The sequence below is a fragment of the Curtobacterium sp. PhB130 genome, from assembly GCF_003755165.1.
Taxonomy (GTDB): Bacteria; Actinomycetota; Actinomycetes; order Actinomycetales; family Microbacteriaceae; genus Curtobacterium.
Window position 1 is genome coordinate 22,252 of sequence record NZ_RKII01000012.1, and the last position, 25,845, is coordinate 48,096.

Consider the following 25,845-nt stretch of genomic DNA (forward strand, 5'->3'; position numbering starts at 1 on the left):
TCCGCCGTTCGCTCAACTGACGTCCCCCAAGTGGTCGGACGACCACCCGAGCACGGCGAAGACCTGGATCATCGCCGCCTGGTCGAGCGTCGCCGCCGGTCGGTCCCAGTCGGGGTCACCGCCGCCGCTCGGCTGGAAGTGGAAGAGGCCGGTCGCGGGGTCGCGGTTGTCGCGCCACGTCGCCGTCGCCCACTGCTCGGCAGCGGCGCGGTAGGACGGGTCGTGCTGCACGGAGTCGAGCAGCAGCAGGTCCTTCCAGTAGAACGCGTCGAAGACCGCCGGCTGCTGCTGGAGCCGACCGGCCGCGCTCCAGTAGCGGAGCGAAGCGTGCGCAGCCGAGGTCGCCTGCCGGAGGTACTTCGGGTCGTCGGTCGCCCGGTAGAGGATCGTCGCCGTGCCGATCATCGCGCCGGAGTTGTAGGTCCAGAGCGTGGAGTCGACGCTGCCGTCGTCACCGATGCTGTTCCGGTAGAGCCCGGCCGACTGACGCAGACACCTGTTGTTCCAGTCGAACAGACGGGTACTCCAGCGCAGGTACGACGCGTCCTCGGTCTCCTCGTACAGGTGCGCCGCCAGCTGGGCGGTGAGCCCGGTCACGTTCGCGGCTCGGGTCGTGTTGTCCGGGCGGTCGATCCAGTCCGAGCCACCCGCGCAGGTGAGCGAGGAGTCGGTGTTCCAGCTCCGGACCGCCACGTCGAACGCCGCGCGCGCGTGGTCGAGGGACGCGGGGTCGTCGGTCGCCTGGTACTGGCTGATGAACGAGAGACCCACCACGGCATTGTCGTCGTAGTACACGTCGCCGCCGGTGCCGAGCGGTGCCGGCAGGTACGACTTGTACCCGGGGCGACCGCCCGGTGCGACCGCGTAGTAGTGCTGGAACCCATCGACACGAGCCGCGGCCGAGTTGGCGTAGGCCGGGCCGACGCCGCCGATCCCCTGCAGGTCGAGCGCGGCCTGGGTGGCCTCGCGGTACTCCCAGAGGAACGAGTACGGGTTGCCGGTGGTCGTGTCGGTGTTCTCGCGGTACAGCCCGTGGCCCGCGGCTCCTGTGGAGAGGTTGTCCTGCATGGCGTCGTAGGTGGCGCTCGCGCGCTGCTGCCAGACAGCGTCCGGCGTGGACGGGCCGGCGGTCGCGGCAGCGGCTGCGTGCGGTGCCGCAACGGCGAGTGCGCCGACGACGATCGCGGCGGTGGTGAGACGAACAGCGCGGGTGGCCGGCGCGGGAATCGAGCTGAGCATCGTTGCTCCCCTGGTTGTTGGTATCGTTACCATACGATGCTGCCGTGCGGGCCGCAAGGACGAGCCGGACCGCCACTCCTCCTGCGGGAAACCGCATGGTTCGTTCCAACGCGGTACGAGTCGGCCATCATCGGGAGCAGCGTGGACACCGCGTCGACGCGATCCGAGGAGCACACATGCGAGTCCTGGCCTTCCTGGTGACGATCATCGTGACGACCGCGCTCACCCTCGGCGCGGGATTGCTCACCGCGCTGTACCTGCGGGAAGCCCCCGACGCACTGCTCATCGCCGCCGCCTCCGCGTCACCGTTCCTCGTGTTCGGGCCGCTGGTCATCGGCTCCTGGGCCGCGTACTTCGACGATCGGACGCCGTCCGGCCGCAGCCGCTACCTGCAGCGCGTCTCCCTCGTCGTGCTCGCCGTCGACGTCGTCGCAGCGGTCGTCGTCGTGGTTGCGAGCCTGTCCGCCCGGGCGCCGGTGTGGGTGCCGGCGGTGCTCGCCGGCGGGGCCGCGGTCCTGTTCGTCGTCGCGCGTCCGATCGGGAGCCGGCTCCGCCGTCTGGAACCACCGATGGTCGCGCTCCACGACCAGGTCCTCCCCGGTCCGGACGTCATCCGGCGCAAGGTCGTCGTCATCGGCATCACGTTCGTCATCGCCGCGATCGTCTCGGCGGTCGGTGTCGCTGTGCTCGACATCCTCGTGCACAACCCTCCCCACGACGCGCTGATCGCGGCTCTGCTGGCGGGGCAGCTCACGTTCCTCGCCACGGCGTTCGCGTCGATCGTCGTCGCCCTCCCCTTCAGCCGGTTGCTCCGCGATGCCGGCGGGCGCGACGTGGACCGGCTGCGTCGGTACGCGAAGGTGGTGCTCCGCGGCAAGGACATCCCCATCGACGAGGCCGAGCAGCCGAGCGCGGTGCGGTACGCGCAGGTCGTGCAGCTCGTGCTGCAGTTCAACACGGCGTACATCACGCTCTTCTACGTCTCGATCGCGTTCCAGCTCGCCAGCGGGATCCTGCGCGGCGACCTGGTCACGTTCTCCACCGTCTTCCTGGTGCTCATGGTGGGGTTCCTCGCGTGGGCGCTCCCGTGGATGATCATGCGCATCCGCCGAGCGCGCCGGTACGTCGAGGCACACCCGACAGCGGACCCAGCGTGGGAGCCGAAGCCCATCGCCTCCTGATCGTTGTCCATCGCCGGAGCGCTTCGAGGCCGCCGGCGGCGTCGTCCGCCGGTGAGCGCGTCTCCTGCTGCCACGGCTACAGAAGACCCGTGAGCACACCACCGTCGGCCCGGACGGCCGCACCGTTCGTCGCGGACGCCATCGGGCTCGCGAGGTACGTCACGAGGGCTGCGATCTCGGCCGGCGCGATGAAGCGTTCGAGGAGCAGAGTCCGGTTCTCGCTGATGATCGCTCGCTGCACCGTCTCGACTGGGAGCGACCGGGTCGCCGCGATCGCGTCGACCGTGGACGCGACACCGTCGGAGTACGTGGGCCCGCCGAGCACGGTGTTGACCGTGACGGCCGTGCCACGGGTCCGTTTGGCAAGGCCGTTGCCGAGGGCGATCATGGCCGCTTTCGTCATGCCGTAGTGGATCATGTCGACCGGCACGTTGACGCCGGAGTCGCTGCCGATGAACACGATGCGACCCCAGCCACGTTCGAGCATCCCGTTGAGCAGGTGTCGCGACAGCCGCACACCGCTCATCACGTTGACCGCGAAGTACCGTTCCCAGTCCTCGTCGGCGATCGACTCGAAGTCGGCGAGTCCGAACAGTCCGACGTTGTTCACCAGGACGTCCACGTGGTCGAGTGCTTCGAGCAGTCGCGCGACCTCGTCGGGATCGGCGAAGTCGGCCGCGATCCCGGAGGGGTCGGTGCCCGGGTGCTCTCGCCGCAGGCGCTCGACGGCGTCGTCGACGCGGGCGCGATCCCGGCCGTTCACGATCACCCGCGCGCCTTCGGCGGCGAGAGCTGATGCAATCGCGTAGCCGATGCCCTGCGTCGATCCACTGATGAACGCCGTCTTGTCCTGGAGCTGCAGGTCCACGGTTCCTCCTCGGTCGTCCCGCGCCGGACGACGCGATGACTTGCCTGAGCAAGTACCGTAGGGCGAATGAGTTGCCTGGGCAAGTCATTCGCCCTACGCTGTGGGAATGGCGCAGCCGGAGCTCAGTGACGAGCAACTCGAGACATGGGCGGCCGTGGCGACGCTGCTCGAACGACTCCCAACCGCCCTCGACGCGCAGCTGCAGCGGGACAGCGGGCTCACCCACTTCGAACACGGGGTGCTCACCGCCCTCGACACCGCTCCTGATCGGACGCTGCGGATGAGCACCCTCGCCGGGTACGCGAGTTCGACACTCTCCCGGCTGTCCCGAGCTGTCACCAGACTCGAACGGAAGGGATGGGTTCGCCGTGTCGTCGACCCGACGGACGGCCGGTTCACGCTCGCGGTGCTGACCGAGGACGGACACGAGAAGGTCGCGGAATCGACGCCGGCGCACCAGGCACTCGTCCGACGGTTGGTCTTCGACACGATCAGTCCGGCACAGGCGCGCCAGCTCGGCGTCATCGCGCGGGGTGTCGCCGGCGCGGTGGACGCCGCGCCGACGTGGCGCCCCCCGCAGACGACCGACACGGAGCACGCATCTCGCGCCGTGCTCGAAGAATGTCCATGAGTACTTGAGATCGTTCGCCCCGCAATCAGGCGCGGAAAGCCGGGCGTTCATCGGGGCCGGAGCTCGTCGCGGTCTCACAACCGCACACAGCTGAGAAGGGCCTCTTCCCAGCACCGCTGAGACGAGCCAGGGCCTCACCGCGCGGCCTGGAACGCACGGGCGCTTGTGGTCGGGTCAGGGCCGGTCTAGCGTCGAACGCTGTAACGATCATTGTTCACGTTCGAGGAGCTGCCGATGTCGTATGCCCCGCCGCCAGGGTGGTACCCGGACCCGTCCGGCCCCCGCGGGACCCGCTGGTGGGATGGAGCGCAGTGGACGCAGCATCTCGGACCGCCGACGTCGCAGATGCCTCGCCCGCCGATTCCCGACACCACGCGAACCGACACGGTCTTCGTGTGGCTCATGGCGTTGCTCCCCCTGGTCACGGCGCCGCTGCTGCTCGTCTACCAGCCGCACTTCCGGTACGAGTTCGTCGGCCCATCACACATCCGGACCATCGACCCGACGTCGATCTACACCGCCGGGTACGCCATCGTGCAGGGCGTGAGCGTGCTCCTCTACGCCGCGAACGTCCTGCTGGCGCTCTTCGACCACCGGGTGCTGAAACGCCGCGGCCTCGTTCGCCCGTTCTCGTGGCCGTGGGCATTCCTGTCGCCGATCGTCTACGTCATCGGCCGGTACGTCGTGGTGCGCAGAGTCGCCCCGGGACGGGCAATGTGGCCGTTGTGGGTCTACCTCGCGGTGTTCGTCATCGGCGTGGTCCTCGGCATCACCCGATCGGTAGCACTGTTCGACCAGATGCTCCCGTAGCAGCGGCAGCGCACGACGGAGAGAACGCGCACACGTCAGAACCGTGTCCGATGCTCGGTCGCTCAGCGACTCCTGGTCGATCGCTACAAGCTGATGAACCCCGTCGCCCATGCGACGATCACACCCACGCTGGCGAACACTGCCACCAGCCCGCCCGATGATCGCGGCGACCTGCTGGTCCCTGTTCATCGTCTTCTGCGACAGCTGCGGGCGATGGGGTGTGGAGCTGTCCGGTCCTTCCGATGAAGCCTGACCTGCGCGACTCGCATCAAGCCTCAGCTCGTGATGCCGGTGATGATCGCCCCGAGCTTCCACCGGTGACGGTCGTCCGGGTCGGACTCGTCGAGTTGCGCTCGCAACGCGCGGATCTCCGGGAACTCGGTCTCCGGAAGCGCGTCGTACACCCGCCCGAGGCGGTTTCGAGCGGCCTGCATCGACGCGTCAGACACATCGGCACGCTCCGCTTCCGCTCGACCTCGGCGTGCCCAGCTGGCTCGCTCGACCGCGGTCGACGCCGTGTACTGGTCGAGGAGGTCCGCGGCTGCCAGGAGTGACCCTTCAGCCAAACCTCCCCTCCGGAGGAGGGCGAGGACACGTTCGGTGATGGCGAGGGCGTTCGGGCCGACCTGCGCCTCGACCAGGGCGACGAGAGCGATGTCGTCGTGGGTCGCGAGCACGTGGATCTGATCCGTGACGAGGCCCTCCAATTCGGCTCGCCAGTCCGCGGGTTCCCCGTGTCCGACCGGCACGTCGGCCAGCGCGAGGTCGTAGGCGGCCTCGAGCAGGTCCTTGCGGTCGGCGACGTAGACGTAGAGCGACGCCGCTGCCGTGTCGAGGCGCGTCGCGACCTTCCGCATCGACACGGCGTCGATCCCGGACTCGTCGATGAGCAGCAGCGCGGTCCGGACGATCGCGTCGCGGCTCAGCGGTGGTTTGGCAGGGCGCGTCCGGGCCGAGTCGGACCGATGAGTGTCGGGCGTCATGCGACCAGCGTACGCGACGAACGACGTTCGAGGCGTACAGTGTTCGTCACGAACAGTGTTCGCCCCGAACGCCGTTCGCTTAGGAGTCAACTTGGAACACCACAACAATCACAGGTGGGTCGCTCTGGCAGCTGTCCTCTGCGCAACCGCGATGGATCTCTTGGACTCGACCGTGATGGTCGTCGCTGCTCCCTCGGTGCAGGAAACAATGCACGGAGGAGACGCCGTCCTGCAGTGGCTGACCGCGGCGTACACGCTCCCGTTCGGCATCCTGTTGATCCTGGGCGGGCGACTCGGTGACCGACTCGGCCGCCGCAGGGTCTTCCTCGTCGGCGCGGCCGGCTTCGTGGTCGCATCACTCGCCTGCGCGTTCGCACCGTCCATCGGCATCCTGCTCGCTGCGAGGGGGCTCCAGGGCGCCTTCGGCGCACTACTGATCCCGCAGGGGTACGGCATCGTCGGAGCCCTGTTCCGCTACCAGCGCGAACAGGGCCGGGCGTTCTCCCTCTTCGGCCCGATCAACGCGATCGCCGGGGTGGGTGGGCCCATCCTCGCCGGAGCGCTCATCGGTTGGGACATCGGCGGGAGCGGATGGCGTGCCATCTTCCTGATCAACGTCCCGATCGGACTCTTCGTCCTCATCGCCGCGGCCCGGTGTCTCCCGCGCGACGACGGTCGACCCGGTACACGCATCGACGTTGCTGGGGCGGCGCTCGTCGCCGTGTCAGCGGCGCTCCTCGTCTTCCCGCTGATCCAGGGACGCGAGTCCGGCTGGCGCTGGTGGTCGTTCGTGCTCCTCGCACTCGCGGTCCCCGCCGGATGGGCGCTGGTCCGCCAGATCCGGGGCAGCAGCGCTCCGATCCTCGAGCCGAGCCTGTTCGGGAAGCCGACCTTCGTTGCGGGGCTCGCCGTCGCAGCCGCCCTGTTCGCCGGCACCGGCGGACTCAACCTGCTGCTGTCGCTCTTCCTGCAGCTGAGCGGGGGCCAGGACGCCATCGCCACCGGGCTCGCACTCGCGCCCCTCGCGATCGGCATCGCTGTCGGTGCGCCGATCGCCGCGCGCCTCCGAGCATCCGTCGGACGACACGGCCTGCACATCGGCTTCCTCGTCGAGGTCATCGGCCTCGTCCTCATCGCCACGGCCGTGCTGATGGACCAGAACGTCGGCGTGTTCGAGGTCGGGATCTTCGTCACGGGTCTCGGCCAGGGCCTGCTCTTCGGCCCGGTCATCCAGACGATCCTCGGCACCGCGGACGGTCACGAGATCGGAAGCGCCGCCGGCGCCATGACCTCCCTGCAGCAGATCGCCGCGGCGCTCGGCATCTCGATCCTCGGCACCGTGTTCCTCGCCAGCACCAGCACAGCCTCCATGATCACCGGCCTCGCCGTGGTCATCGCACTCATGGCGTGTGCCGCGCTGCTCGTCCTCCGCATCCCCACGCACGCCCACACCCGCTGAAAGGCACGCACCTCATGACCACCACCCCTCGAACACGGATCATCGTCCTCGGCGCGGGCGGCCGCACTGGCCGGCTCGTTCTCGAATCAGCCCTCCACAGAGGCCACCAGGCAGTCGCCCTCGTCCGCTCGCCGGAACGTGCAAACCTCGCCGCCCGTGACGGCCTCGAGGTCATCGCTGCCGACGCTCGCGATGCCCGCGTCCTGCGGAGCACTCTCCGACCGGGCGATGTCATCGTCTCAGCAGTCGGCCCGTCCGGTCGCAAGTCGAACGGTCTGTACTCCGCCGTCGCCCGAGCCGTCGTCGACGCGACCGCCGGCGGCAGCCACCGTTTTGTCGGCATCACCTCCAGCGGGGTCCGCGACCACGACCCGAACCACCCCTGGTGGTACCGATCGTTCATGGTCCCGTTCATGGAGAACACCTACGGCGACATGCGACAGATGGAATCGACGCTCCGGGCGAGCGACCTCCCCTGGACCTTCGTCCGGCCGGGGCGGCTCCTCGACGAGGCCCCGTCCGGGAACTACCGGATCGAGGACGGCAAGAACCCGAAGGGCGGCATCAGCATCTCCAGGAAAGACGTCGCAGACTTCGTCATCTCCTGCGCGGACAACGAACACTGGACCCGCCGAAACCCGACCATCACCACGTGACAGATTCCTCCGGTCCCGAGCCCGACGACCTCCGACCCGTAGGTACCGATCGCTCCCTTCCGGCGGGCGGATCCCGCCACGTCCTGCGTGCGTTCGCCGGTGGACGATCGGACTGGCACACCTCAAGCCGCCGACGTCCCGTTCGAGGATCGGTGACCGGACACGCCTCGGGCACTTGGGCCAGGCGTGGTGCGACTTGTCTTGCTCGCAGCGTTGCGGTCTGCCAGCGTTGGCGCATGGGCGACGACGTAACCACGCTGCGTCGAGTGCCCGGGTTCCGCCCATACTGGTCTGCCGCGACCGTGTCGTCGTTCGGATCAGCGGTGAGCGCGGTGGCCGTGCCGGTTCTCGTGGTGACGGTGCTGCACGCTAGCCCGTTCGAGGTGGGGCTGGTGAACGCTGCCCAGTTCCTGCCGTACGCACTGTTCGGTCTGATCGTCGGCGCGTACGTCGATCGCTTCCGCCGGAAGCCGCTGCTGATCTGGGCGAGTGTCGGTCGGGGAGTGTGCCTCGGTGCGATCCCGGTGCTCTGGGCGGCGGGGCTCCTGAATCTCTGGGTCACGGCGGCAGCACTGTTCGTGTTCGGCATCTTGTCGGTCGTGGGCTTCGCCGCCACGCAGTCACTTCTGCCTCGAATCGTGCCCCGCTCGCTCCTCCTGACGGCGAATGCGCGGGTGGATCAGAGTGACGCGGCAGCGCAGACGGTGGGCCCGGCTCTCGGAGGTGTCCTGGTCAGCATCGTGACCGCCCCGGTGGCTGTAGCGCTCGATGCGGTGAGCTATTTTGTCGACGCTGTCCTCATCGCCCGGGTCCAGGTTGTCGAGCAGAAGGCAGCACGCGTGGCGGGTGCGCGGCTGCGGAGCGATATCGCTGATGGTCTGCGGTGGACGTACGGTCATGCGACGCTCGCACCGCTGGCGCTGTCGACACATCTCTGGTTCCTCGCCAATGCCGCAGGATTGACGGTGTTCGCGACCCTAGCGCTCCGCACCCTCGCGCTCCCAGCGGCCGTGTACGGGGCCATCCTCGCCGTCAGCGGCGTCGCGATGCTCCTCGGCGCCACTGCGGCACCGCGCCTCGGCACCCGCTTCGGCGCCGGCCGGACGATCATTGCCGCTCGAGCCGCGTACCCGATCGCATGGGCGGCCATCGCGCTCACGACCGTTGGCCTCGGCGTCGCAGCACCGCCGGTGACTGGCGTGGTCTTGTTCGTCGCGTTCGCCGTGCACGGCGCTGCCGCGGGCTGCGAGAACGCCAACGAAATGAGCCTCCGCCAGACTGTCACACCCGACGCGCTTCTCGGTCGGATGAACGGCACGATGCGCAGCGCAAACAGAACCCTTGCGGCTGCGGGAGCAGTGAGCGGCGGCGCTCTGATGACCATCGCCGGGGATAGCATCGCGCTGCTCGCGGTGACTCTCGTGTTCACTGCCTCCGTGGTCGTGGCGATTTGCTCACCACTCAGGACGAACGCCGTCCGGTAGCCGATCGTTGACCGGGCGCGCTCGGGGATTGGTGGGATCCTTCGGGTATGCAGGCGAACATCCGGCTGGCGACCGTCCGTGGCGAGCAGCAGGGCCGCGATGCGGACCTGGACCATGTGCAACAGTTCGAGGTTGAGACGGACGCTGGCCACAGGTACGTCGTCGTGTGTCAGGGCCCTCCTGTTGGTTCACCGTCGGACTGGGACGTGTCCAGCGCAGAGGATGGCCGCCTGGTGGGTCATGTGCGTCTGCTCGGAGCGGGAATGCCGGGCGCTACGACCTACCGATTCAAGAAGGCTGGAGCGCTCTTCGCCGGCGGGAAGCAGATGGACCTCTGGAACGCGGTGCAATCGCTCCTGGAGTGACTTACGACCGGTAGCCGATCCTGTGCCGAAACGCAGAGCGCTCATCTCGGGCAGTCATCCGGTACCGTCCGGGACGTGGGTGCCCTCTTCCTTGCGGTCGGAGCGGTGATCTGTATTGCCTGGGGCTGTGCCCTCGTGCTTTTCCCGGACCCGATCGCCCGCTTTGCGCGGAAGGTCGAAGGAGAGTTCTGGGGAGGCCAGATCACTCCGGAGCTGACGCGGTTCATCGGATGCGGATTCTTCCTCGGAGGCCTCATCGCAGCAGCAACGCTGGTCGTCGGACTCATCAGGCGCTGACGAGTCAGATGCCCGCCCGATGATCGGCTACAGCGCACCTCGCGAGTTGAAGGCAGCGAGGACCCTGGCGTCGGTGTCGCGAATTTCGACGATGACTACGCAATTCGAGGTCTCGCGGTCGCCCTCGCCCGCCGCCGCCGCCGGGCCGAGAGTGAGATGCGGGCGGTATCCCTGACGCCAGTAGGCGGGCTCCTCCGGAACGAAGCCCGGGAGAGACTCGAACTGATCGGCAAGGCGGTTGTGCACGCTGACGGCCTGGTTCGAATCCACGAGACGGACTCGTACGTCGCGATTCGGACCAAAGAGAGCCTGCTCGCCGACGTGGACCCTCATGGGCGCATCGACGGGCGCGGCTTCGTAAACCGCCCGGGCTATCCCGCTGGTCGACGCGGAAGTGACGAAGTTCGACGCGAGGGTGACGTGGGCCGGCCATGCTCGGCGATTGATGACAGCACCGACATCCAGCGGATCAAACAGCGCAACAACGGCGTAGCTTTTCACGCGCTGACTCTAGGACAGGCGGCGAAGCCCGACAGCGGATCGGCCAGTGGGACGGTCACGTGCCGCCGACGAGGATAGGTCAGTAGCCGCGGCGGTAGCGCGTTCGAAACACGAACACCCAGGCGACGAGGGCGGCCGACCTTACCCGCCGATCCACTTCTCGGTCGTGTCACCGGTGGACAGCAGCCAGAAGCACAGCGCGGTCGAGAAGCCGGTTCCGATTCCCATCGGGATCCGATATCTCGTTGTCCAAGTCTTTGGTGCGGGGTCGTCAGACTCGTCAATTTCGCTCACGACGCGAGCGTCACCGATTGGACGGGACTGACTGCTTCCGCCGGTCGAGTTCGGTCAGCATCGTGTCCGTCCTGCGGAGCACCCGAGGGATGACGATCAGGGAGGCGACCAGCATCGCGACGAAGAGGCCGGCGAAAATCCAGTAGAGCGGTTGTCCGGTCACTGCGAGCCAGATGGAGATGCCGGTCATCGGCACGTACAGCAGCGGTGCCGCCCATCGCAGTGGGCGGAACTGCTTCCGCTGGTGCTGCACTGCTCGGCGCCATCCGTCGATGTCTACGTCGGGTGGGACGACGGCGCGGCGGAGTGCGCGGCGGAAGCCTGGAGGCTGCAGGGCTGCGCCGTCACCTCGCCGCTGGCGAATGAGGAATATCGCCATCACGATGCCGTAGGCGGAACTCGGGATGGCAGAGAGGATGACTCGTTCGCCAGTGCTGAGCTCCGGCATCACGACGACCATCACCAGAAACCACAGGCCGCCGAACGCGACGGCAAGCACGAGCGCAGCCAGCCACCATGGCCACCGCCTCATCAACCCCATGCCAACAGCTTTCCAGGAAAGCTGACGAGCGGTTGGGGATTGCGGTCTTCAGGTGACATCAGTCTGACTTGGGGCGGTAGTGAAGTGCGATGGACCTAGCGGCTCGCCAAAGCCCATTCACTCGTCCCAGAAGCCGGTCGTTCATCGGTCGCGCCCCGGCGACCAACGGGGACGAGAAGTCCGCTGTCGCACAGAGGTGGTCCGCGGAGCGTCGCACTGACGGCGCGCCGAACGAACGCCCCGCCCGCCCCGCCCTACCGCCCGAGCAGCGGTTCCCGGGACGCCATCCCCGCCGCACCCGCACGCGCGACGGTGTCCGGCAGCGCCGCCAGGAACGCATCGACGTCCGCGTCCGTCGAGGTGTGCCCGAGCGTGATGCGGAGCGCCCCGCGGGCCTCGTCCTCGGTCAGCCCCATCGCGAGCAGGACATGCGACGCCTCCGGCACACCGGCCTGGCACGCGGACCCCGTGGACACGGCGACGCCGGCGGCGTCGAGGAGGAACAGGAGCGAGTCCCCCTCGCACCCTGGGAACGTGAAGTGCGCGTTGCCGGGCAGCCGGTCGACCGGGTCGCCCCGGAGGACCGCGGAGGGCACTGCGGAGAGTACCCCGGCGATCAGCCGGTCACGGAGGGCCTGCACGGACGCGTGCGGTGCGGACGCGGCGACCCCGAACGCGATCGCCGCCGGTGCGTCCTGCGTGCCGCTCCGGACCTGCCGCTGCTGGCCGCCGCCGTGGATGAGCGGCTCGACCGTGGCGCGGCGCCCGAGGACGAGCGCGCCGATCCCCACGGGTCCGCCGATCTTGTGCGCGGAGACGCTGAGGGCGTCGAGTCCGGAGTCGCGGAAGGACACCGGGACCTGCCCGTACGCGGCGACCGCGTCGGAGTGCACGGGGACGCCTGCGGCGTGCGCCAGCTCCACGATCCTGGCGACCGGCTGGATGGTGCCGACCTCGTTGTTGGCCCAGAGGAACGTGACCAGGGCGACGTCCGAGGCGGAGGCGAGCCGAGCCTCCAGACCGGAGAGGTCGACGCGACCGTCCGCGTCCAACGGGACCACGTCGACGACTGCGCCGTCGTGGCGCTCCAGCCAGTCGACGGTGTCGACGGTGGCGTGGTGCTCCCCCGCCGCGACCACGATGCGGGGGCGCGGCCGGTCCTGCTGGCGGGCCCAGAACAGGCCCTTGATCGCGAGGTTGATGCTCTCGGTGCCGCCGGAGGTGAAGACGATCTCGACGGGTTCGGCGTCGAGCGACGCGGCGACGCGGGCGCGGCCGTCCTCGAGCAGCATCTTCGCGCGCTGGCCGGCGCTGTGGATGGACGAGGGGTTGCCGACGGTCGCCAGGGCGTCGGTGAACGCAGCGAGCGCCTCGGGCAGGATCGGTGTCGTGGCAGCGTGGTCGAGGTAGACCGGCATGGGTACCCCCTTTTCGAGCGTTTTCAGGATACCCGCGGGTCCTCGTACTCTTGACGGATGCACGAGATCGCGATGGACATCGACCAGGGGCTCCGCCTCGGTGACGGTGCCGCGCACTTCGCGATGCGATCGGCCACCGCGACTTCGGCGACACTCGTCGTTGACGGACGCGGGTCCGTGACGCTCGAGCGGCTGCCGGAGACCGACGTGTGGACGGGGTCGCTCGAGGGCGTCCGCCCCGGGGACACGTACCACCTGCTCGTCGACGGGCCGTCGGGGCCGCGGCACGACTTCGACCCGTCGCGGCCGCTGCTCGACCCGTACGCGCGGGGCATCGTCCGGACGCCGACCGTGTCCGCGGACGCGGACAAGGACAAGGACCCGGACAGGGACGAGGACCAGACCCAGGACGCCGCTCAGCGCTGGACGAGCGTCGTCGTGGACGACGCCTTCGACTGGGGTGACTCGGTGAAGCCCGTCGTCCCGCTCGACCGCGCCGTCGTGTACGAGGCGAACGTCCGCACCCTGACCGCCGCGAACCACGCGGTGCCGGAGCACCTCCGCGGCACCTACGCCGGCGTCGCGCACGAGAGCACCATCGCGCACCTGCAGCGCATCGGCGTCACGACGCTCGAGCTCCTCCCCGTGCACGCGTTCGACACCGAGCACTGGCTGGAGGACGCCGGGCGGGAGAACGCCTGGGGGTACAACACCCTCGGGTTCTTCGCGCCGCACGCCGCGCACGCTTCCGCCGATGCCCGGGCACGGGGAGCGGACGGGGTGCTCCGGGAGTTCAAGGGCATGGTCCGGCTCCTGCACGAGGCCGGCATCCAGGTCGTCCTCGACGTGGTCTACAACCACACCGCGGAAGAGGGGCTCGGTGGTCCGACGTCCTCGCTCCGCGGCATCGACGGCGCGAACCGGTACCGCTGGGCGTCCGACGACACGTACTTCGACACGACCGGCTGCGGCAACACCCTCGACACCTCGGTGGAGGCCACCGCGGACCTGGTCCTCGACAGCCTGCGGTACTGGGCGCGCGAGGTGCAGGTCGACGGCTTCCGCTTCGACCTGATGGCCGCACTCGCCCGCGACGCGTCGCACGTGTTCGACCCGGCGCACCCGCTGCTGGAACGCATCCGGCGGGATCCGGACCTGCAGGACGTCCTGGTCATCGCCGAGCCTTGGGACGTCGGGCCGGACGGGTGGCGCACGGGGTCATTCGGGCCGACCGGAGGCCCGGGCAGCGGCAGCGGCACCGGCACCGGCACCGGCTCCGAAAGCGGCTCCGGCTCCGGCACCAGCGAGTGGAACGACGGCTTCCGGAACACCGTCCGGCAGTTCTGGCTCACCGACATCGCGCAGGAGCGCCGCTCCGGGGTCCCCGGCTCCGGCATCGGCGCGCTCGCCGGCGCACTGACCGGGTCGCGGAGCATCTTCGGGGTCCCCCGCGGGCCGCTCGCGGGCGTGAACTTCGTGACCGCGCACGACGGCTTCACGCTGCACGACCTCACCGCGTACGACACCAAGCACAACGCGGCGAACGGCGAGGAGAACCGCGACGGGTCGAACGACAACCGCTCGTTCAACCACGGCGTCGAGGGCGAGACCGAGGACCGCGGTGTCCGTGCGGCTCGGGGGCGGTCGATGCGGAACCTGCTCGGCACGCTCTTCCTCTCCGCCGGGATCCCGATGCTCACCGCGGGTGACGAGCGCAGCCGCACCCAGAACGGCAACAACAACGCGTACGTGGTCTCGGAGGACCTCACCCCGGTCGGCTGGTCCGACGACGAGGACGCCGAGGCGATGACGGAGACCGTCGCCGCACTCACGGCGCTGCGTGCTGCACACCCCGCCCTCCGGCCGTACCGGTACGGGGTCGACGGGCAGAGCACGCCGAGCGCTTCCCGGATGACCTGGTACGGGCCGGACGGCGGACCCATGACGGGCGAGTGGTGGGACCAGCCGATCCACCGCGCCGTGCAGTGGTTCGTCGAGTCGACTCCGGAGCACGAGCCGTACGACCGGGTGCTCGTCGTGGTGCACGGCAGCGGTCGGACCCGTGACCTGGCCCTGCCGGTACGGGACGACGTGCTCGCGTACCGCCTGGCGTGGTCGAGCGAGAAGCACCGCGACCACGACCGGCACCGGCCGGCCGGCACGGTGTTCACCGCCTACGGTCCCGGCATCCACGTCTTCGACGTCCTCTGACGCACGCCGCGCACCTTGGGTGCGGACGCGCGTCAACACCGGACGGGAGGCTCGGTGCCAGGCCGCCACGAGCCTCCCGTCCGGTGCGTGGAGGCCCCACTGCCCCGACGAGTTGTCCACAGGTCGCCCGTTCCGGGGAACACGGAGGGCGCCGCCGGGTAGCGTCGGGTCCGTGGCCACCGCAGACCGACCCCGGCGTCCGAAGATCGGGCGCATCCCGATCACCGAACTCGCCCCGAGGACGCCGAACGGCTTCCCGGGCAAGGCGTTCGACGGCGAGGTGATCACGTTCGGCGCGACCGTCTTCCGAGAAGGACACGGCGTGATCGGCGCCGACCTCGTCCTCGAACGCCCCGACGGCGGCACCAGGACCGTCCCGCTGCGGCTCGTCGCCGAGGGCACCGACCGCTACGAAGCGACCGTGCAGGTCGACCACGTGGGGGTCTGGGCCTGGCACGTCGAGGCGTACTCCGACGACTGGGACACCTGGCTGCACGGAGCACGCCTGAAGATCGCGGCGGGCGTCGACACCGAAGCGACCCTGCTCGACGGTGCGGTCCTGCTCGACCGGCTCGCCACCGAGACCGACTCCCCCGCTGCCAGCCGTGCAGCGGCGCGCGTCCGCGACACCGACCTCGACCCCGCCGAGCGCCTCGCCGCCGTCGACGACCCCCGCATCACCGCCGAGGTCGAAGAAGCTCCGCTCACCTCGCTCCGCACGCACTCCCCCGTGCAGCTGCTCGACGTCGAGCGCACCCGCGCCGGCGTCGGCGCCTGGTACGAGTTCTTCCCCCGCAGCGAAGGCGCGAAGCGGAACGCGGACGGGTCCTGGAAGAGCGGCGACTTCCGCACCGCTGCCCGTCGTCTGCCCGGCGTGGCGCGGATGGGCTTCGACGTGGTCTACCTGCCGCCGATCCACCCGATCGGGCAGACCGCCCGCAAGGGGCCGAACAACACGCTGGACGCCGGACCGAACGACCCGGGCAGCCCGTGGGCGATCGGCTCGGCAGAAGGCGGCCACGACGCGATCCACCCGGACCTCGGCACCGAAGACGACTTCCGCGACTTCGTCGAGACGGCGAAGAACACCGGCATGGAAGTCGCACTCGACTTCGCGCTGCAGTGCTCCCCCGACCACCCGTGGGTCTCCGAGCACCCGGAGTGGTTCACCACCCGCGCCGACGGCTCCATCGCCACCGCGGAGAACCCGCCGAAGCGCTACCAGGACATCTACCCGATCCAGTTCGACACCGACCCGGAAGGGCTCGTGACGGAAGTCGAGCGGGTCCTGCGCCACTGGATCGACCTCGGCATCCGGATCTTCCGCGTCGACAACCCGCACACCAAGCCGCTGTGGTTCTGGGAGCGCGTCATCCGCGAGATCCGCGACGAGCACCCGGACACGGTGTTCCTCGCCGAGGCGTTCACCCGCCCGGCGATGATGCGGGCGCTCGCCGAAGCCGGGTTCCAGCAGTCGTACTCGTACTTCACGTGGCGGAACACCAAGGACGAGATCGCGGACTACTTCGACGAGCTCGCCCACGAGACGAGCGACTACCTCCGTCCGAACCTGTTCGTGAACACGCCGGACATCCTCACCGAGTACCTGCAGTTCGGCGGCCGCGCCGGCTACAAGGTGCGGGCAGCGCTCGCCGCGACGGGTGCTCCGACGTGGGGCATGTACTCCGGCTACGAGCTCTTCGAGGACGTCGCACGACCGGGCTCCGAAGAGAACATCGACAACGAGAAGTACGAGTACAAGCCGCGGGACTTCGCCCTCGCCGAAGCCGAAGGCGCGAGCCTGGCCCCGTACGTGACGATGCTGAACCGGCTCCGCTCCGCACACCCCGCACTCCGGCAGCTCCGGAACCTGCACGTACACGAGAGCGACGACGACGCCATCGTCGTGTACTCCAAGCACCTCCCCGGACGGTTCATCCGCTCGGGCCGCGACGACACCGTGATCGTCGTCGCGAACGTCGACCCCCACTCCGCTCGGGAAGCCACCGTGCACCTCGACCTGACCGCGCTGGGACTCGACCCCGAGCAGCAGTTCGACGTCCGCGACGTCGTGACCGGCGCACGCTGGGTCTGGGGATCGTCGAACTACGTCCGCCTGGACGCATTCCAGGAGCCCGTGCACCTGCTCGTCGTGGAAGGACCGCACCGATGACCACCGACCCGAACGAGGCCGACCGGACCACACCCCGGGACCGCGGACAGGGGCCGAGCGTGCCGCCGGTCCAGCCGCCACCCCCGCCCGTCGCGGCGCGCCCGAGCTCGTCGGCGCCCGCGCCGACCCCGGCGCCCCCGCGCGTCCCGGCGGCCACCGCGAAGCCCGCTCCGCGGACCGAACCGCGGACGTCGGCGCCCGGTGAGGACCTACCCGGTGCTCGCCTGCCGCGCCGTGAGGCACCGGACCGCGGCGTCGAGGAGTCGGCCACGCTCGCGGGGCACTCCCCCGACGCGGCGCACCCGCGGCACGTGAGCGACGCACCCGACGACCGCAGCGTCCTCGCGGAGCCGACCCGAGCCTCCGGCCCGACACCGACACCGACTCCGCCCTCTGCATCTGCCTCTGCCCCTGCGTCGGATTCGGCCTCGGGCTCGGGCTCGACCGACACGGCGGCTTCCGGCACCGGCGAGCAGACCCGCGCCGAGCCACGTCCCGCCCCCATCGAGGACTGGCTCCGCCAGGCCGTCGCGGAGGGCCGCTGGTCCCAGCCGCACGACGTCCTCGGCCCGCACCCCGTCGACGGCGGCACGAGCGTCCGCGTCGTCCGGCACCTGGCGCACGCCGTGCGCCTCGTCCGCCTGGACGGCGACGACATCGAACTGACCCACGAGGGCGACGGCCTCTGGGCCGGCGCGACCGCCGAAGCACTCGGCCGGTACCGGGTCGAAGCGGACTACGACTACGACGAGACGACGGACACCGACGACGCCACGTGGACGACCGACGACGCGTACCGGTTCCCGCCGACGCTCGGCGAACTCGACCTACACCTGTTCGGTGAAGGCCGGGACGAACAGCTCTGGCACCACCTCGGTGCGCACGTCCGCACGATGGACGGCGTCGACGGCGTGGCGTTCTCGGTCTGGGCACCCCGCGCCACCGCCGTCCGCGTGATCGGCGACTTCGAGGGCTGGGAAGGCCGCACCACCGCGATGCGCCGGCTCAGCGACCTCGGTGTCTGGGAGCTGTTCTGGCCCGGTGCGCTCGAGGGGCAGCGCTACAAGTTCCAGATCCTCACCGACAGCGGCTGGGTGGGGCGCGCGGACCCGTTCGCTCGCCGCACCGAGGTGCCGCCGCTCACCGCCTCCGTGATCACCAGCTCGGACTACCAGTGGTCCGAGGGCGACCGAGCGTGGATGGAGCACCGCGCGAAGACGACCACGCACGACCGGCCGATGAGCGTCTACGAGGTCCACCTCGGCTCGTGGCGCCCGGGCCTCAGCTACCGCGAGGTCGCGGACCAGCTCATCGGGCACGTGCAGTACCTCGGGTTCACGCACATCGAGTTCCTGCCGCTCTCCGAGCACCCGTTCGGCGGCTCGTGGGGCTACCAGGTCACCGGGTACTACGCACCGACGGCCCGCTTCGGCTCCCCCGACGACCTCCGGTACCTCATCGACCGCCTGCACTCCGCGGGCATCGGCGTGATCATGGACTGGGTCCCCGGGCACTTCCCGAAGGACGAGTGGGCACTGGCGAAGTTCGACGGGCACGCCCTGTTCGAGCACCCGGACCCCCGCCGCGGCGAGCAGCTCGACTGGGGCACCTACGTGTTCGACTTCGGGCAGCCGCAGGTGCGGAACTTCCTGGTCGCGAACGCGCTGTACTGGATGGAGGAGTTCCACATCGACGGGCTCCGCGTGGACGCCGTCGCCTCGATCCTGTACCTCGACTACTCCCGGACCGACTGGCTGCCGAACATCCACGGCGGCCGCGAGTACCTCGAGGCGATCTCGTTCCTGCAGGAGACCAACGCCACCGCGTACAAGCGCTACCCCGGCATCGTGATGATCGCCGAGGAGAGCACCTCGTGGCCGGGGGTCACCCAGCCCACGAGTGCTGGCGGGCTCGGCTTCGGCCAGAAGTGGAACATGGGGTGGATGCACGACTCGCTCGAGTACGTGCAGCGCGACCCCGCGTACCGCGCCTACCACCACGACGAGCTGACGTTCTCGTTCGTGTACGCGTTCAGTGAGCAGTTCACGCTGCCGATCAGCCACGACGAGGTCGTGCACGGCAAGGGCTCGCTCTACGGCAAGATGCCCGGCGACGAGTGGCAGAAGCTCGCGAACGTCCGGGCGTACCTGGCGTTCATGTGGGCGCACCCCGGCAAGCAGCTGCTCTTCATGGGGCAGGAGTTCGCGCAGATCTCGGAGTGGTCCGAGGCCAGCGGGCTCGACTGGTGGCACCTCGACGACCCGGGCCACCGTGGCGTGCAGGACCTCGTCGCCGCGCTGAACCGGGTGTACAAGGACACGCCGGCGCTCTGGACGCACGACTCCACGGCCGACGGCTTCGAGTGGATCGAGGGCGGCGACGCTCCGCACTCCACGATCGGGTTCCTCCGGAAGACCGGGGACGAGCGGCTCGCGGTGTTCGTGAACTTCTCCGGCGTGCCGGTCGAGCGGCGCTTCGGGCTGCCGGTCGCCGGGCAGTGGCAGGAGGTGCTCAACACCGACGCCGCCGAGTACGGCGGGTCCGGGGTCGGGAACCTCGGGGTCGTCACCGCCGAGGACACCCCGTGGGCCGGACGCCCGGCGTCGGCGCACCTCGTGGTGCCGCCGCTCGGCGCGGTCTGGCTGAAGTTGACGCGGTAGTCGCGACCCCCCACGGACGGGAGGCCCGGTGCCAGCTGGCACCGGGCCTCCCGTCCGGTACCGGGCTGCCGTCCGGTACGGAAAAGCGACAGTGCCCACGCGGATCCCGCGTGGGCACTGTCGCTTTCCGGGACTCCTAGTAGAGCGCGCTCGCGAGTCGGCGGCGCGCCGCCACGACCCGCGGGTCCTCCGCACCGATCAGCTCGAAGTACTCGACGAGCCGGACACGGAGTGCTTCGCGGTCCTCGCCGAACACCGTCGGGACCAGGTCGAGCAGCCGCCCGAAGGCGTCCTCGACGTGGCCGCCGCTGATGTCCAGGTCGGCGACGGCGAGCTGCGCCGACACGTCCGCCGGTGCCGCACCCGCGGCGCTCCGGATGTCGTCCGCGGTCCGGCCGTTCAGCCGGTCGAGCAGCGAGACCTGCGCGAGCCCCGCGACGGCCATCTGGTCGTGCGGGTCCTGCGCGATCGCGGTCTTGTACTCCTGGATCGCGGTGGCGTAGTCGCCCTGCTCGATCGCGTCGTACGCGGCCTGGTGGTGCGGTGGGAGCGGTTCCGGCTCGGGCTCGCCCTGCTCGGCACCCTCGACCGGGGCGGCAGCGCCGTCCACGGTCACACGCCCGGAGACACCGTTCTGCTCGGCGGCCTGGAGCACCTGCTCGTAGACGTCGCGGACCTGCGCCTCGGGGAGCGCGCCGACGAAGAGCCCGAGCGGGCGACCGCCGATGAGCGCCGCGACGGTCGGGATCGACTGCGCCTGGAACGCCTGGACGAGCTGCGGGTTCGTGTCCGCGTCGACCTTGGCGAGCACGACGCGGCCCGCGTACTCCTCGGTGAGCTGCTCGAGGATCGGCGAGAGCTGCTTGCACGGCCCGCACCACTCGGCCCAGATGTCCACGATGACGGGGACGATGGTCGAGAGCTGCAGGACGTCCTGGAAGGTGTCGTCGGTGATGTCGACGACGAGCGACGGGACGGTGACGTCCGCGCCGGTCTCGGATCCGGGGCCGGACGGGGCGCCACCGGGGCCGCCGGGAGCACCGGGGGCGCCGCCGGGCTGCTGCTGTGCTGCCGGTCGCTGCGCACGGTCGACCAGGGATGACAGGTCGACGGCTCCGCGGAGTCCGGACGGGGTCGGGGGGACGTTCGTCATTGCACCTCACTCGCTGCGGTCAGGCCCTGCGTGAACCCGAGCAGGACTATCTTGTCGTCCGACCCGACGGCCGGCACGGAGAAGAGCAGCTGGACGCCGTACGTGGCGCTCACGCCCTTCTTGCTGGAGTCGACACCGGAGAGGGCCTTCACGGCACCCTCGGTGTTCACCTCGGCGCCGGACGCGGTCGGGGTGACCTTCTCGATCTCGTTCAGGTTCACCGAGACGAGGGCGCCGGCGCCGTTCGTCGCGAGGGCGATCGCGGTGTCCTCGGGCGACTCGGACGAGTACTCGATCTTCGCGGTGTCCGGCAGCGACGCGGACTTCTTGTCCTTGTACGCCTTGCCGATCTTCTCGCGGAGGTCGTCGCCCTCGGCCTGGAAGAGGTCTGCGTACTCGCTGTCGGTGTCCTTCGAGAGGATGTCGCCGTAGGCGGGTGCCACCTGGTCGGGCGCGAGCGCGAGGAGCTTCGTGTCGGACGCGAGCTGCGCCGTGCCGATCGACACCGGGGCGACGGACGGCAGCTTGGCGTCGGCCTCGAGCGAGACGTCGTACATGACCTTGTAGTCGTCGCGGGCGGACTCCTGCACGAGCGTCAACGCCTGCGGCGCGGTCTTCGCGTCGTCGGGGTCGGACGCCACGACGAACACCGTGCGCGGCCAGCTGTCGGTCTGCTGCGGCAGGGACACCGAGATGTCGGACGCCGAGATCGCCGGCGGGGCGTCGACGTCGGTGTCCTTCGCGCGGATCGCGTAGTTGGCCTTGCGGAGCTCGAGCGCCGGTCCCGTGAAGCGGGTCTCGGCGAGCGTGGAGTCACGGTCGGCGTCCGCCTTCGTGGCGACGGCGGCGACACGGGTCACCACGCGGCTGATCTGCTGCCGGGTGGCTGCGGTCGGCTCGGCCTGCTCGGCGGCTCCCGTGGCGGAGGCCGTCGGGGTCGGGGTCGCCGAATCGGCGCCACCGCCCTGCGGCCAGTACTCGGACGAGCACCCGGTCAGGGCCAGTGCACCGACGAGGACCACCGGGACGGCGATCATCGAGCGGCGGCCGCGCCGGGACCGCGACGGGACCTGCGCACCGGCGGCGGCTGCACGGCGCGAGGCACGCACGCGCGGCGGACGGGTGCCACCGCTCCGACGACGCGGTCCGCGGGAGCGCCGCTGGTGCAGGAACGCCCAGATCAGCAGGGCGATCCCGCCGAGGACGAAGACCCCGCCGGCGGTCATCAGCGGGCCGACCGAGGGGGTCGCGGTGTCACGCGGCCAGGTCACCGAGACGTCGGCCGGAGCGGCGGACTTGCCGTCGCCCACGATGATCACCGAGGTGTCCGCGGGCAGCCGCACCGTGAACTGCCCGGCGCCGTCGTACTCCTGGTACCAGAGGTCGCTGCCCTTCGGGTCCGGGACGGTCGACTCGCTGCCGGTCGTCTTCGCGACGAGCTTCGACGTGTCGGCGTCGTAGCGGAGCGTGTTGTGCTCCGCGTCGCCGACCCACGCCGTGACGTCGGAGGTCTTGCCGTAGGCCGCGAACACCGTGCCGGAACCGGCGATGTTGATCCGCTGGTACCCCGGGTTCGCGTTGAGGACGGTGCCCGGGATGACGGTCACCGGCGCCTTCGTGGTCGTGGAGGACTGCGCGACGATGGACGACGGTGGGGCGAACACGGTCCGCTGTGCCACACCGAGGCCGACGAGCAGCAACCCGATGACGAAGGCGACGATCGCCAGGACGAATCGCACGGATCTCTCTCCCTCCGCGCCGGGGTGGGGGAATCGGCGCGCGAATCAACGGCCCAGGATACGCGAGAGACGCTGGGTGGCGCATCCCGGGGCACTTTCCACAGGCTCAGACGCGGCCCGAGCGGCACCACTACACTCGACGCGCGGGCGGCACCGAGCCGTCCGGAGGAGCAGCGGGAGCGACACGTGGCGAACGACGAGGCAGAGTTCGGGACCGAGATGCGGGGGTACCGCAAGGACGACGTGGACCGCGCTCTGAACGACCTGCGTCGCGAGCTCATCAAGTCGAACAACGACCGAGCGGAAGCCGCGAAGGAGATCCGTCTCCTGCAGACCCGTCTCACCGACGTGCAGGCCGAACTCGACGAAGCCGGCACCCCCACATACAGCGGACTCGGGACACGCCTCGAGTCCACGCTCCGCGTCGCAGAAGAACAGTCCACCCGGCTGATCAGCCAGGCCGACATCGACGCACAGCGCCTCCGTGCCTCCAGCCGCGCCGAGGCCGACCGCACCGTCCGCGAAGCCACCGAAGAAGCACGCGAGACCCTCGAAGACGCCCGCACCCGCGCGACGAACGAACTCGCCCGTGCCCGCGCCGAGTCCGCCGACACCGTCGAGCGCGCCCGCGCCGAAGCCGGCATGCTCACGCAGGACGCCCGGAACGAAGCCGCCGCCATCCGCGGTGCCGCCGTGACCGAAGCCGCAGAGACCCGCTCGGTCGCGATCCGTGAGACGAACGCCCTCCGTGCCGGTGTCGAGCACGAGGTCGCCGAGCTCCGCGAACTCGCCCAGCGCGAAGCCGCGGACGCCCGGAGCGCCGCCGCGGACCTCGACCGCGAGACCGAGCACCGTCGCAGCGTCTTCGATGCCGACCACGCCCGACGCGTGGAAGACCTCGACCGCGACGAACGCACCCGCCGCGAAGCCCTCGACCGCGAGATCACCGACGGTCGCGCCGCGTGGGAGCACGAGCACGCCGAGCGCAGCCGCGCCCTCGAACTCGAGATCGCGACCGGGCGCGCGGACCTCGCCGCAGAGGTCGATGGCCGCCGCGCGGAACTCGACGCCGAACTCGCCGACCGCAGCCGGCTCCTCGACGAGGAACTCGCCGCCGCCCGCGCCGAGTGGGACCGTGAGCTGGCGTCCGCCCGCACCGCGCTCGCGCAGGAGATCGAAGCCGCTCGCGCGCAGCTCCGCGTCGACGCCGAGCAGACGGCCGCCGAGAACGACCGCCTGTCGCAGGAGACCGCGGACCGGATCGCCCGCGAGACCGAGGAGCACCGCAGCCGCATCGAGCGGGAGCGCGCCGAGGCCCTCGCCGCCGCCGAACGCGCAGCACAGGACCACGACGCCGAGCTCGCCGCCCGGCGGGAGCGCGAGCACGCCGAGGTCGACACCGAGATCGCCGACCGCCGCAGCACCGAACTCGGCGCCCTCGAAGCCGAGCGCACCGCCCTCCGTCAGGAGATCGACACCGCGCGCGCCGACCTCGCCAAGGAACGCGACGAGGTCCGCGCCGAGATCGCCCGGGAGCGCGACGAAGCCCGCACGACGCTCGAGTCCGAGCTCGCCGGCCGCCGCGACGACGCCGAGCAGGACTACCTGCAGAAGCACCACGAGACGGTCACCGAGACGCAGAAGTACCTGGACGAGGCGAACCTGCAGCTCGCGGAGGCCACCCGCCGCGCGACCGAGGCCCGGGAGCGCGCCGAGCGCCTGCAGCAAGAGGCGAACGACCTCGAGCGCACCAGCACCGCGGACGCCGAGGAGCATGCGCGCACCGTCCTGCACGAGGCGAACGAGCGCGCGCACCGCATCGTCGCCGAAGCCGGGGAGCGCACGGCAGAGCAGATCGCCGAGGCGGAGGACCGCCTCGCCGCGATCCGCACCGAGCGCGAAGCGGTCGCCGGGTACCTCGAGAACCTCCGGGGCGTGCTGTCGCATGCCGCAGGGGTCGTCGACGACTCCCCGGCCGGGGTGGACGCCACCAACTCCTGAGACGGATCCGGTCGGGAGGCCCGTGACGCGCCTCCAGACCGGGTCACCGCGCTCAGACGGCCGGTTCCGGGCCCACACGCGGCCCGGAGCAGGGTCTCAGCGCGGCCAGTGGGTCGGCAGCGGTGCGCTGCCCGGGACCACCAGGTCGGCGATCGCGTCGAGCACGACCCGGACGTAGCGCTCCCCCACCCAGAGGTGCTTCGCCCCGGCCACGGGGACGACCCGGACGTTCGGTGCGAGCGCGAAACGCCGTGCTGCCTCCGCCGGCTGCAGGAAGTCGTCGTGCTCGGGGACCACCGCCACGACCGGGACCGACACCGCGGCCCAGCGGGCGAGCTCGTCGTCCGTGGTGCGGTGCAGGGGTGGCGACAGCAGGACGATCCCGGCAACGGCGCCGGCGTCGACGTGCTCGAGCGCGTGCTTGAGGATGACCTCGGTGCCGAAGGACCAGCCGACGAGCCACGGGGTCGGCAATCCGCGGTCGACGACGTCGGTGACCGCGGCGCGGAGGTCGAAGCCCTCCGAGACACCCTCACCGAAGGTGCCCTCGGACGTGCCTCGGGGTGAGGACACCGAGCGGAAGTTGAAGCGGAGCACCGCGATGTCCGCGAGTTCCGGCAGCCGCGCGGCAGCCTTCTTCAGGACGTGCGAGTCCATGAAGCCCTGCGCGGTGGGGAGCGGGTGCAGCGTGACGATCGTGCCGCGGGCAGGGCGATCGAGCGGCTCGGCGAGCTCCCCGACGAGGGTCAGGTGGTCGTCGGTGATGAGCTCGATGTCGGTGCGACGGGCCGGCAGGACGGTGGCGGAGCGGATCTCCGTGTCGGGCCCGTCGGTCGGGGTCTCCTCACCGGTCATGCGGTCCTCCAGCAGTGGGTGTGCCAGTGGCGGCGGGACGCGAGGTCGGCGGCATCGCCCAGGACCCCGTCGGTGCGCCAGACCACGACGTGCGCGACGCCGGGCAGCACGGCACCGCCGCAGCCCGGGCAGACGTACTCCTTCTGCGCCGACGCGGCGGAGATCGGCTGCACGGCGTACTCGCGCCCACGACGGACCTCGGTCCGCTTCCACCCGCTCATCAGGCGGTCGAGGCCGGACTCCTCGGGGTCAGGGGTCGCGACGCGACGATCGTCGACCCGACCACGCGGACGCCGCGGCCGGTTGCTGCGCGGCATCCGGAACCG

General features: G+C 70.4%; 22 protein-coding genes and 1 pseudogene. 13 read left to right on the top strand and 10 right to left on the bottom strand.

Going from position 1 to position 25,845, the window contains the following annotated elements; translation table 11 throughout:
- Window positions 1-12 precede the first annotated feature (12 nt).
- Window positions 13-1,239 (bottom strand): glycoside hydrolase family 76 protein, encoded by a 1,227-nt coding sequence (locus EDF24_RS17790; RefSeq protein WP_185021721.1) that lies wholly within the window; start codon window positions 1,237-1,239, stop codon window positions 13-15.
- Window positions 1,240-1,415: 176 nt separating this feature from the next.
- Here EDF24_RS17790 and EDF24_RS17795 point away from each other — a divergent pair, with 176 nt between their 5' ends.
- On the top strand, window positions 1,416-2,420 hold the full coding sequence (locus EDF24_RS17795) for a hypothetical protein (protein WP_123704680.1): 1,005 nt from the start codon (window positions 1,416-1,418) through the stop codon (window positions 2,418-2,420).
- A gap of 76 nt (window positions 2,421-2,496) precedes the next feature.
- Here the strand turns inward: EDF24_RS17795 and EDF24_RS17800 are convergent, their stop codons facing one another.
- Window positions 2,497-3,288 (bottom strand): SDR family NAD(P)-dependent oxidoreductase, encoded by a 792-nt coding sequence (locus EDF24_RS17800; RefSeq protein ID WP_123704682.1) that lies wholly within the window; start codon window positions 3,286-3,288, stop codon window positions 2,497-2,499.
- A 106-nt stretch (window positions 3,289-3,394) separates the two neighbouring features.
- Here EDF24_RS17800 and EDF24_RS17805 point away from each other — a divergent pair, with 106 nt between their 5' ends.
- The 3 genes and pseudogenes from EDF24_RS17805 to EDF24_RS17810 all read left to right on the top strand — a co-directional run bounded on the left by EDF24_RS17805 (window position 3,395) and on the right by EDF24_RS17810 (window position 4,729).
- On the top strand, window positions 3,395-3,919 hold the full coding sequence (locus EDF24_RS17805; RefSeq protein WP_123704684.1) for a MarR family winged helix-turn-helix transcriptional regulator: 525 nt from the start codon (window positions 3,395-3,397) through the stop codon (window positions 3,917-3,919).
- A 234-nt stretch (window positions 3,920-4,153) separates the two neighbouring features.
- Window positions 4,154-4,255 (top strand): annotated as a pseudogene (locus EDF24_RS19715) (DUF2510 domain-containing protein); the annotation flags it as partial.
- A 66-nt stretch (window positions 4,256-4,321) separates the two neighbouring features.
- Window positions 4,322-4,729: a DUF2510 domain-containing protein gene (locus EDF24_RS17810; RefSeq protein WP_260233500.1), complete on the top strand. Its 408-nt coding sequence runs from the start codon at window positions 4,322-4,324 to the stop codon at window positions 4,727-4,729.
- 275 nt (window positions 4,730-5,004) lie between these two features.
- On the opposite strand, the gene EDF24_RS17815 is transcribed toward EDF24_RS17810, so the two are convergent.
- Complete coding sequence (locus tag EDF24_RS17815; protein WP_123704686.1) at window positions 5,005-5,712, bottom strand: TetR/AcrR family transcriptional regulator; 708 nt, start codon at window positions 5,710-5,712, stop codon at window positions 5,005-5,007.
- Here EDF24_RS17815 and EDF24_RS17820 point away from each other — a divergent pair.
- The 5 genes from EDF24_RS17820 (at window position 5,711) to EDF24_RS17840 (ending at window position 9,973) form a co-directional block, all read left to right on the top strand.
- Window positions 5,711-7,171, top strand: coding sequence for an MFS transporter (locus tag EDF24_RS17820; RefSeq protein WP_123704688.1), 1,461 nt, complete (start codon window positions 5,711-5,713; stop codon window positions 7,169-7,171). The genes EDF24_RS17815 and EDF24_RS17820 overlap by 2 nt on opposite strands.
- A gap of 14 nt (window positions 7,172-7,185) precedes the next feature.
- Complete coding sequence (locus tag EDF24_RS17825; protein WP_123704690.1) at window positions 7,186-7,827, top strand: NAD(P)-dependent oxidoreductase; 642 nt, start codon at window positions 7,186-7,188, stop codon at window positions 7,825-7,827.
- A 236-nt stretch (window positions 7,828-8,063) separates the two neighbouring features.
- Entirely contained in the window at window positions 8,064-9,311 is a 1,248-nt protein-coding gene (locus EDF24_RS17830) for an MFS transporter (RefSeq protein ID WP_123704692.1), read from the top strand.
- A gap of 47 nt (window positions 9,312-9,358) precedes the next feature.
- The gene (locus EDF24_RS17835; RefSeq protein WP_123704693.1) at window positions 9,359-9,676 is read left to right on the top strand and encodes a hypothetical protein; all 318 of its coding nucleotides are present in this window, start codon (window positions 9,359-9,361) and stop codon (window positions 9,674-9,676) included.
- Window positions 9,677-9,751: 75 nt separating this feature from the next.
- On the top strand, window positions 9,752-9,973 hold the full coding sequence (locus EDF24_RS17840; protein ID WP_123704695.1) for a hypothetical protein: 222 nt from the start codon (window positions 9,752-9,754) through the stop codon (window positions 9,971-9,973).
- Between the two features lie 27 nt (window positions 9,974-10,000).
- On the opposite strand, the gene EDF24_RS17845 is transcribed toward EDF24_RS17840, so the two are convergent.
- From EDF24_RS17845 to EDF24_RS17855, 3 genes are all read right to left on the bottom strand, one after another.
- Entirely contained in the window at window positions 10,001-10,474 is a 474-nt protein-coding gene (locus EDF24_RS17845) for a 2'-5' RNA ligase family protein (RefSeq protein ID WP_123704697.1), read from the bottom strand.
- A gap of 304 nt (window positions 10,475-10,778) precedes the next feature.
- Window positions 10,779-11,267, bottom strand: coding sequence for a hypothetical protein (locus tag EDF24_RS17850; RefSeq protein ID WP_165931522.1), 489 nt, complete (start codon window positions 11,265-11,267; stop codon window positions 10,779-10,781).
- A gap of 296 nt (window positions 11,268-11,563) precedes the next feature.
- Complete coding sequence (locus tag EDF24_RS17855) at window positions 11,564-12,727, bottom strand: cysteine desulfurase family protein (RefSeq protein WP_123704701.1); 1,164 nt, start codon at window positions 12,725-12,727, stop codon at window positions 11,564-11,566.
- Window positions 12,728-12,784: 57 nt separating this feature from the next.
- Here EDF24_RS17855 and EDF24_RS17860 point away from each other — a divergent pair, with 57 nt between their 5' ends.
- The 3 genes from EDF24_RS17860 to glgB all read left to right on the top strand — a co-directional run bounded on the left by EDF24_RS17860 (window position 12,785) and on the right by glgB (window position 19,771).
- A complete protein-coding gene (locus tag EDF24_RS17860; RefSeq protein WP_123704703.1) occupies window positions 12,785-14,938 on the top strand; it encodes a glycogen-debranching protein in 2,154 nt (717 codons plus the stop codon).
- 172 nt (window positions 14,939-15,110) lie between these two features.
- Window positions 15,111-17,111: an alpha-1,4-glucan--maltose-1-phosphate maltosyltransferase gene (locus tag EDF24_RS17865; RefSeq protein WP_260233501.1), complete on the top strand. Its 2,001-nt coding sequence runs from the start codon at window positions 15,111-15,113 to the stop codon at window positions 17,109-17,111.
- Window positions 17,108-19,771 carry a 1,4-alpha-glucan branching protein GlgB gene (gene glgB, locus EDF24_RS17870; RefSeq protein ID WP_260233502.1) on the top strand — a complete coding sequence of 888 codons (2,664 nt, stop codon included), beginning with the start codon at window positions 17,108-17,110 and terminating at the stop codon, window positions 19,769-19,771. The genes EDF24_RS17865 and glgB overlap by 4 nt, the downstream gene beginning before the upstream one ends.
- 136 nt (window positions 19,772-19,907) lie before the next feature.
- Here glgB and EDF24_RS17875 read toward each other — a convergent pair whose 3' ends face one another.
- Window positions 19,908-20,924: a tetratricopeptide repeat protein gene (locus EDF24_RS17875; protein WP_123704705.1), complete on the bottom strand. Its 1,017-nt coding sequence runs from the start codon at window positions 20,922-20,924 to the stop codon at window positions 19,908-19,910.
- Window positions 20,921-22,663 (bottom strand): hypothetical protein, encoded by a 1,743-nt coding sequence (locus EDF24_RS19320; protein ID WP_165931523.1) that lies wholly within the window; start codon window positions 22,661-22,663, stop codon window positions 20,921-20,923. The genes EDF24_RS17875 and EDF24_RS19320 overlap by 4 nt, the downstream gene beginning before the upstream one ends.
- Before the next feature lie 186 nt (window positions 22,664-22,849).
- Here EDF24_RS19320 and EDF24_RS17890 point away from each other — a divergent pair, with 186 nt between their 5' ends.
- On the top strand, window positions 22,850-24,664 hold the full coding sequence (locus EDF24_RS17890) for a hypothetical protein (RefSeq protein ID WP_123704711.1): 1,815 nt from the start codon (window positions 22,850-22,852) through the stop codon (window positions 24,662-24,664).
- Between the two features lie 96 nt (window positions 24,665-24,760).
- Here EDF24_RS17890 and EDF24_RS17895 read toward each other — a convergent pair whose 3' ends face one another.
- Both EDF24_RS17895 and EDF24_RS17900 read right to left on the bottom strand, forming a co-directional pair.
- A complete protein-coding gene (locus EDF24_RS17895) occupies window positions 24,761-25,519 on the bottom strand; it encodes an alpha/beta hydrolase (protein WP_123704713.1) in 759 nt (252 codons plus the stop codon).
- Window positions 25,516-25,836 (bottom strand): hypothetical protein, encoded by a 321-nt coding sequence (locus tag EDF24_RS17900; protein ID WP_123704715.1) that lies wholly within the window; start codon window positions 25,834-25,836, stop codon window positions 25,516-25,518. The genes EDF24_RS17895 and EDF24_RS17900 overlap by 4 nt, the downstream gene beginning before the upstream one ends.
- Between the last annotated feature and the right edge of the window lie 9 nt (window positions 25,837-25,845).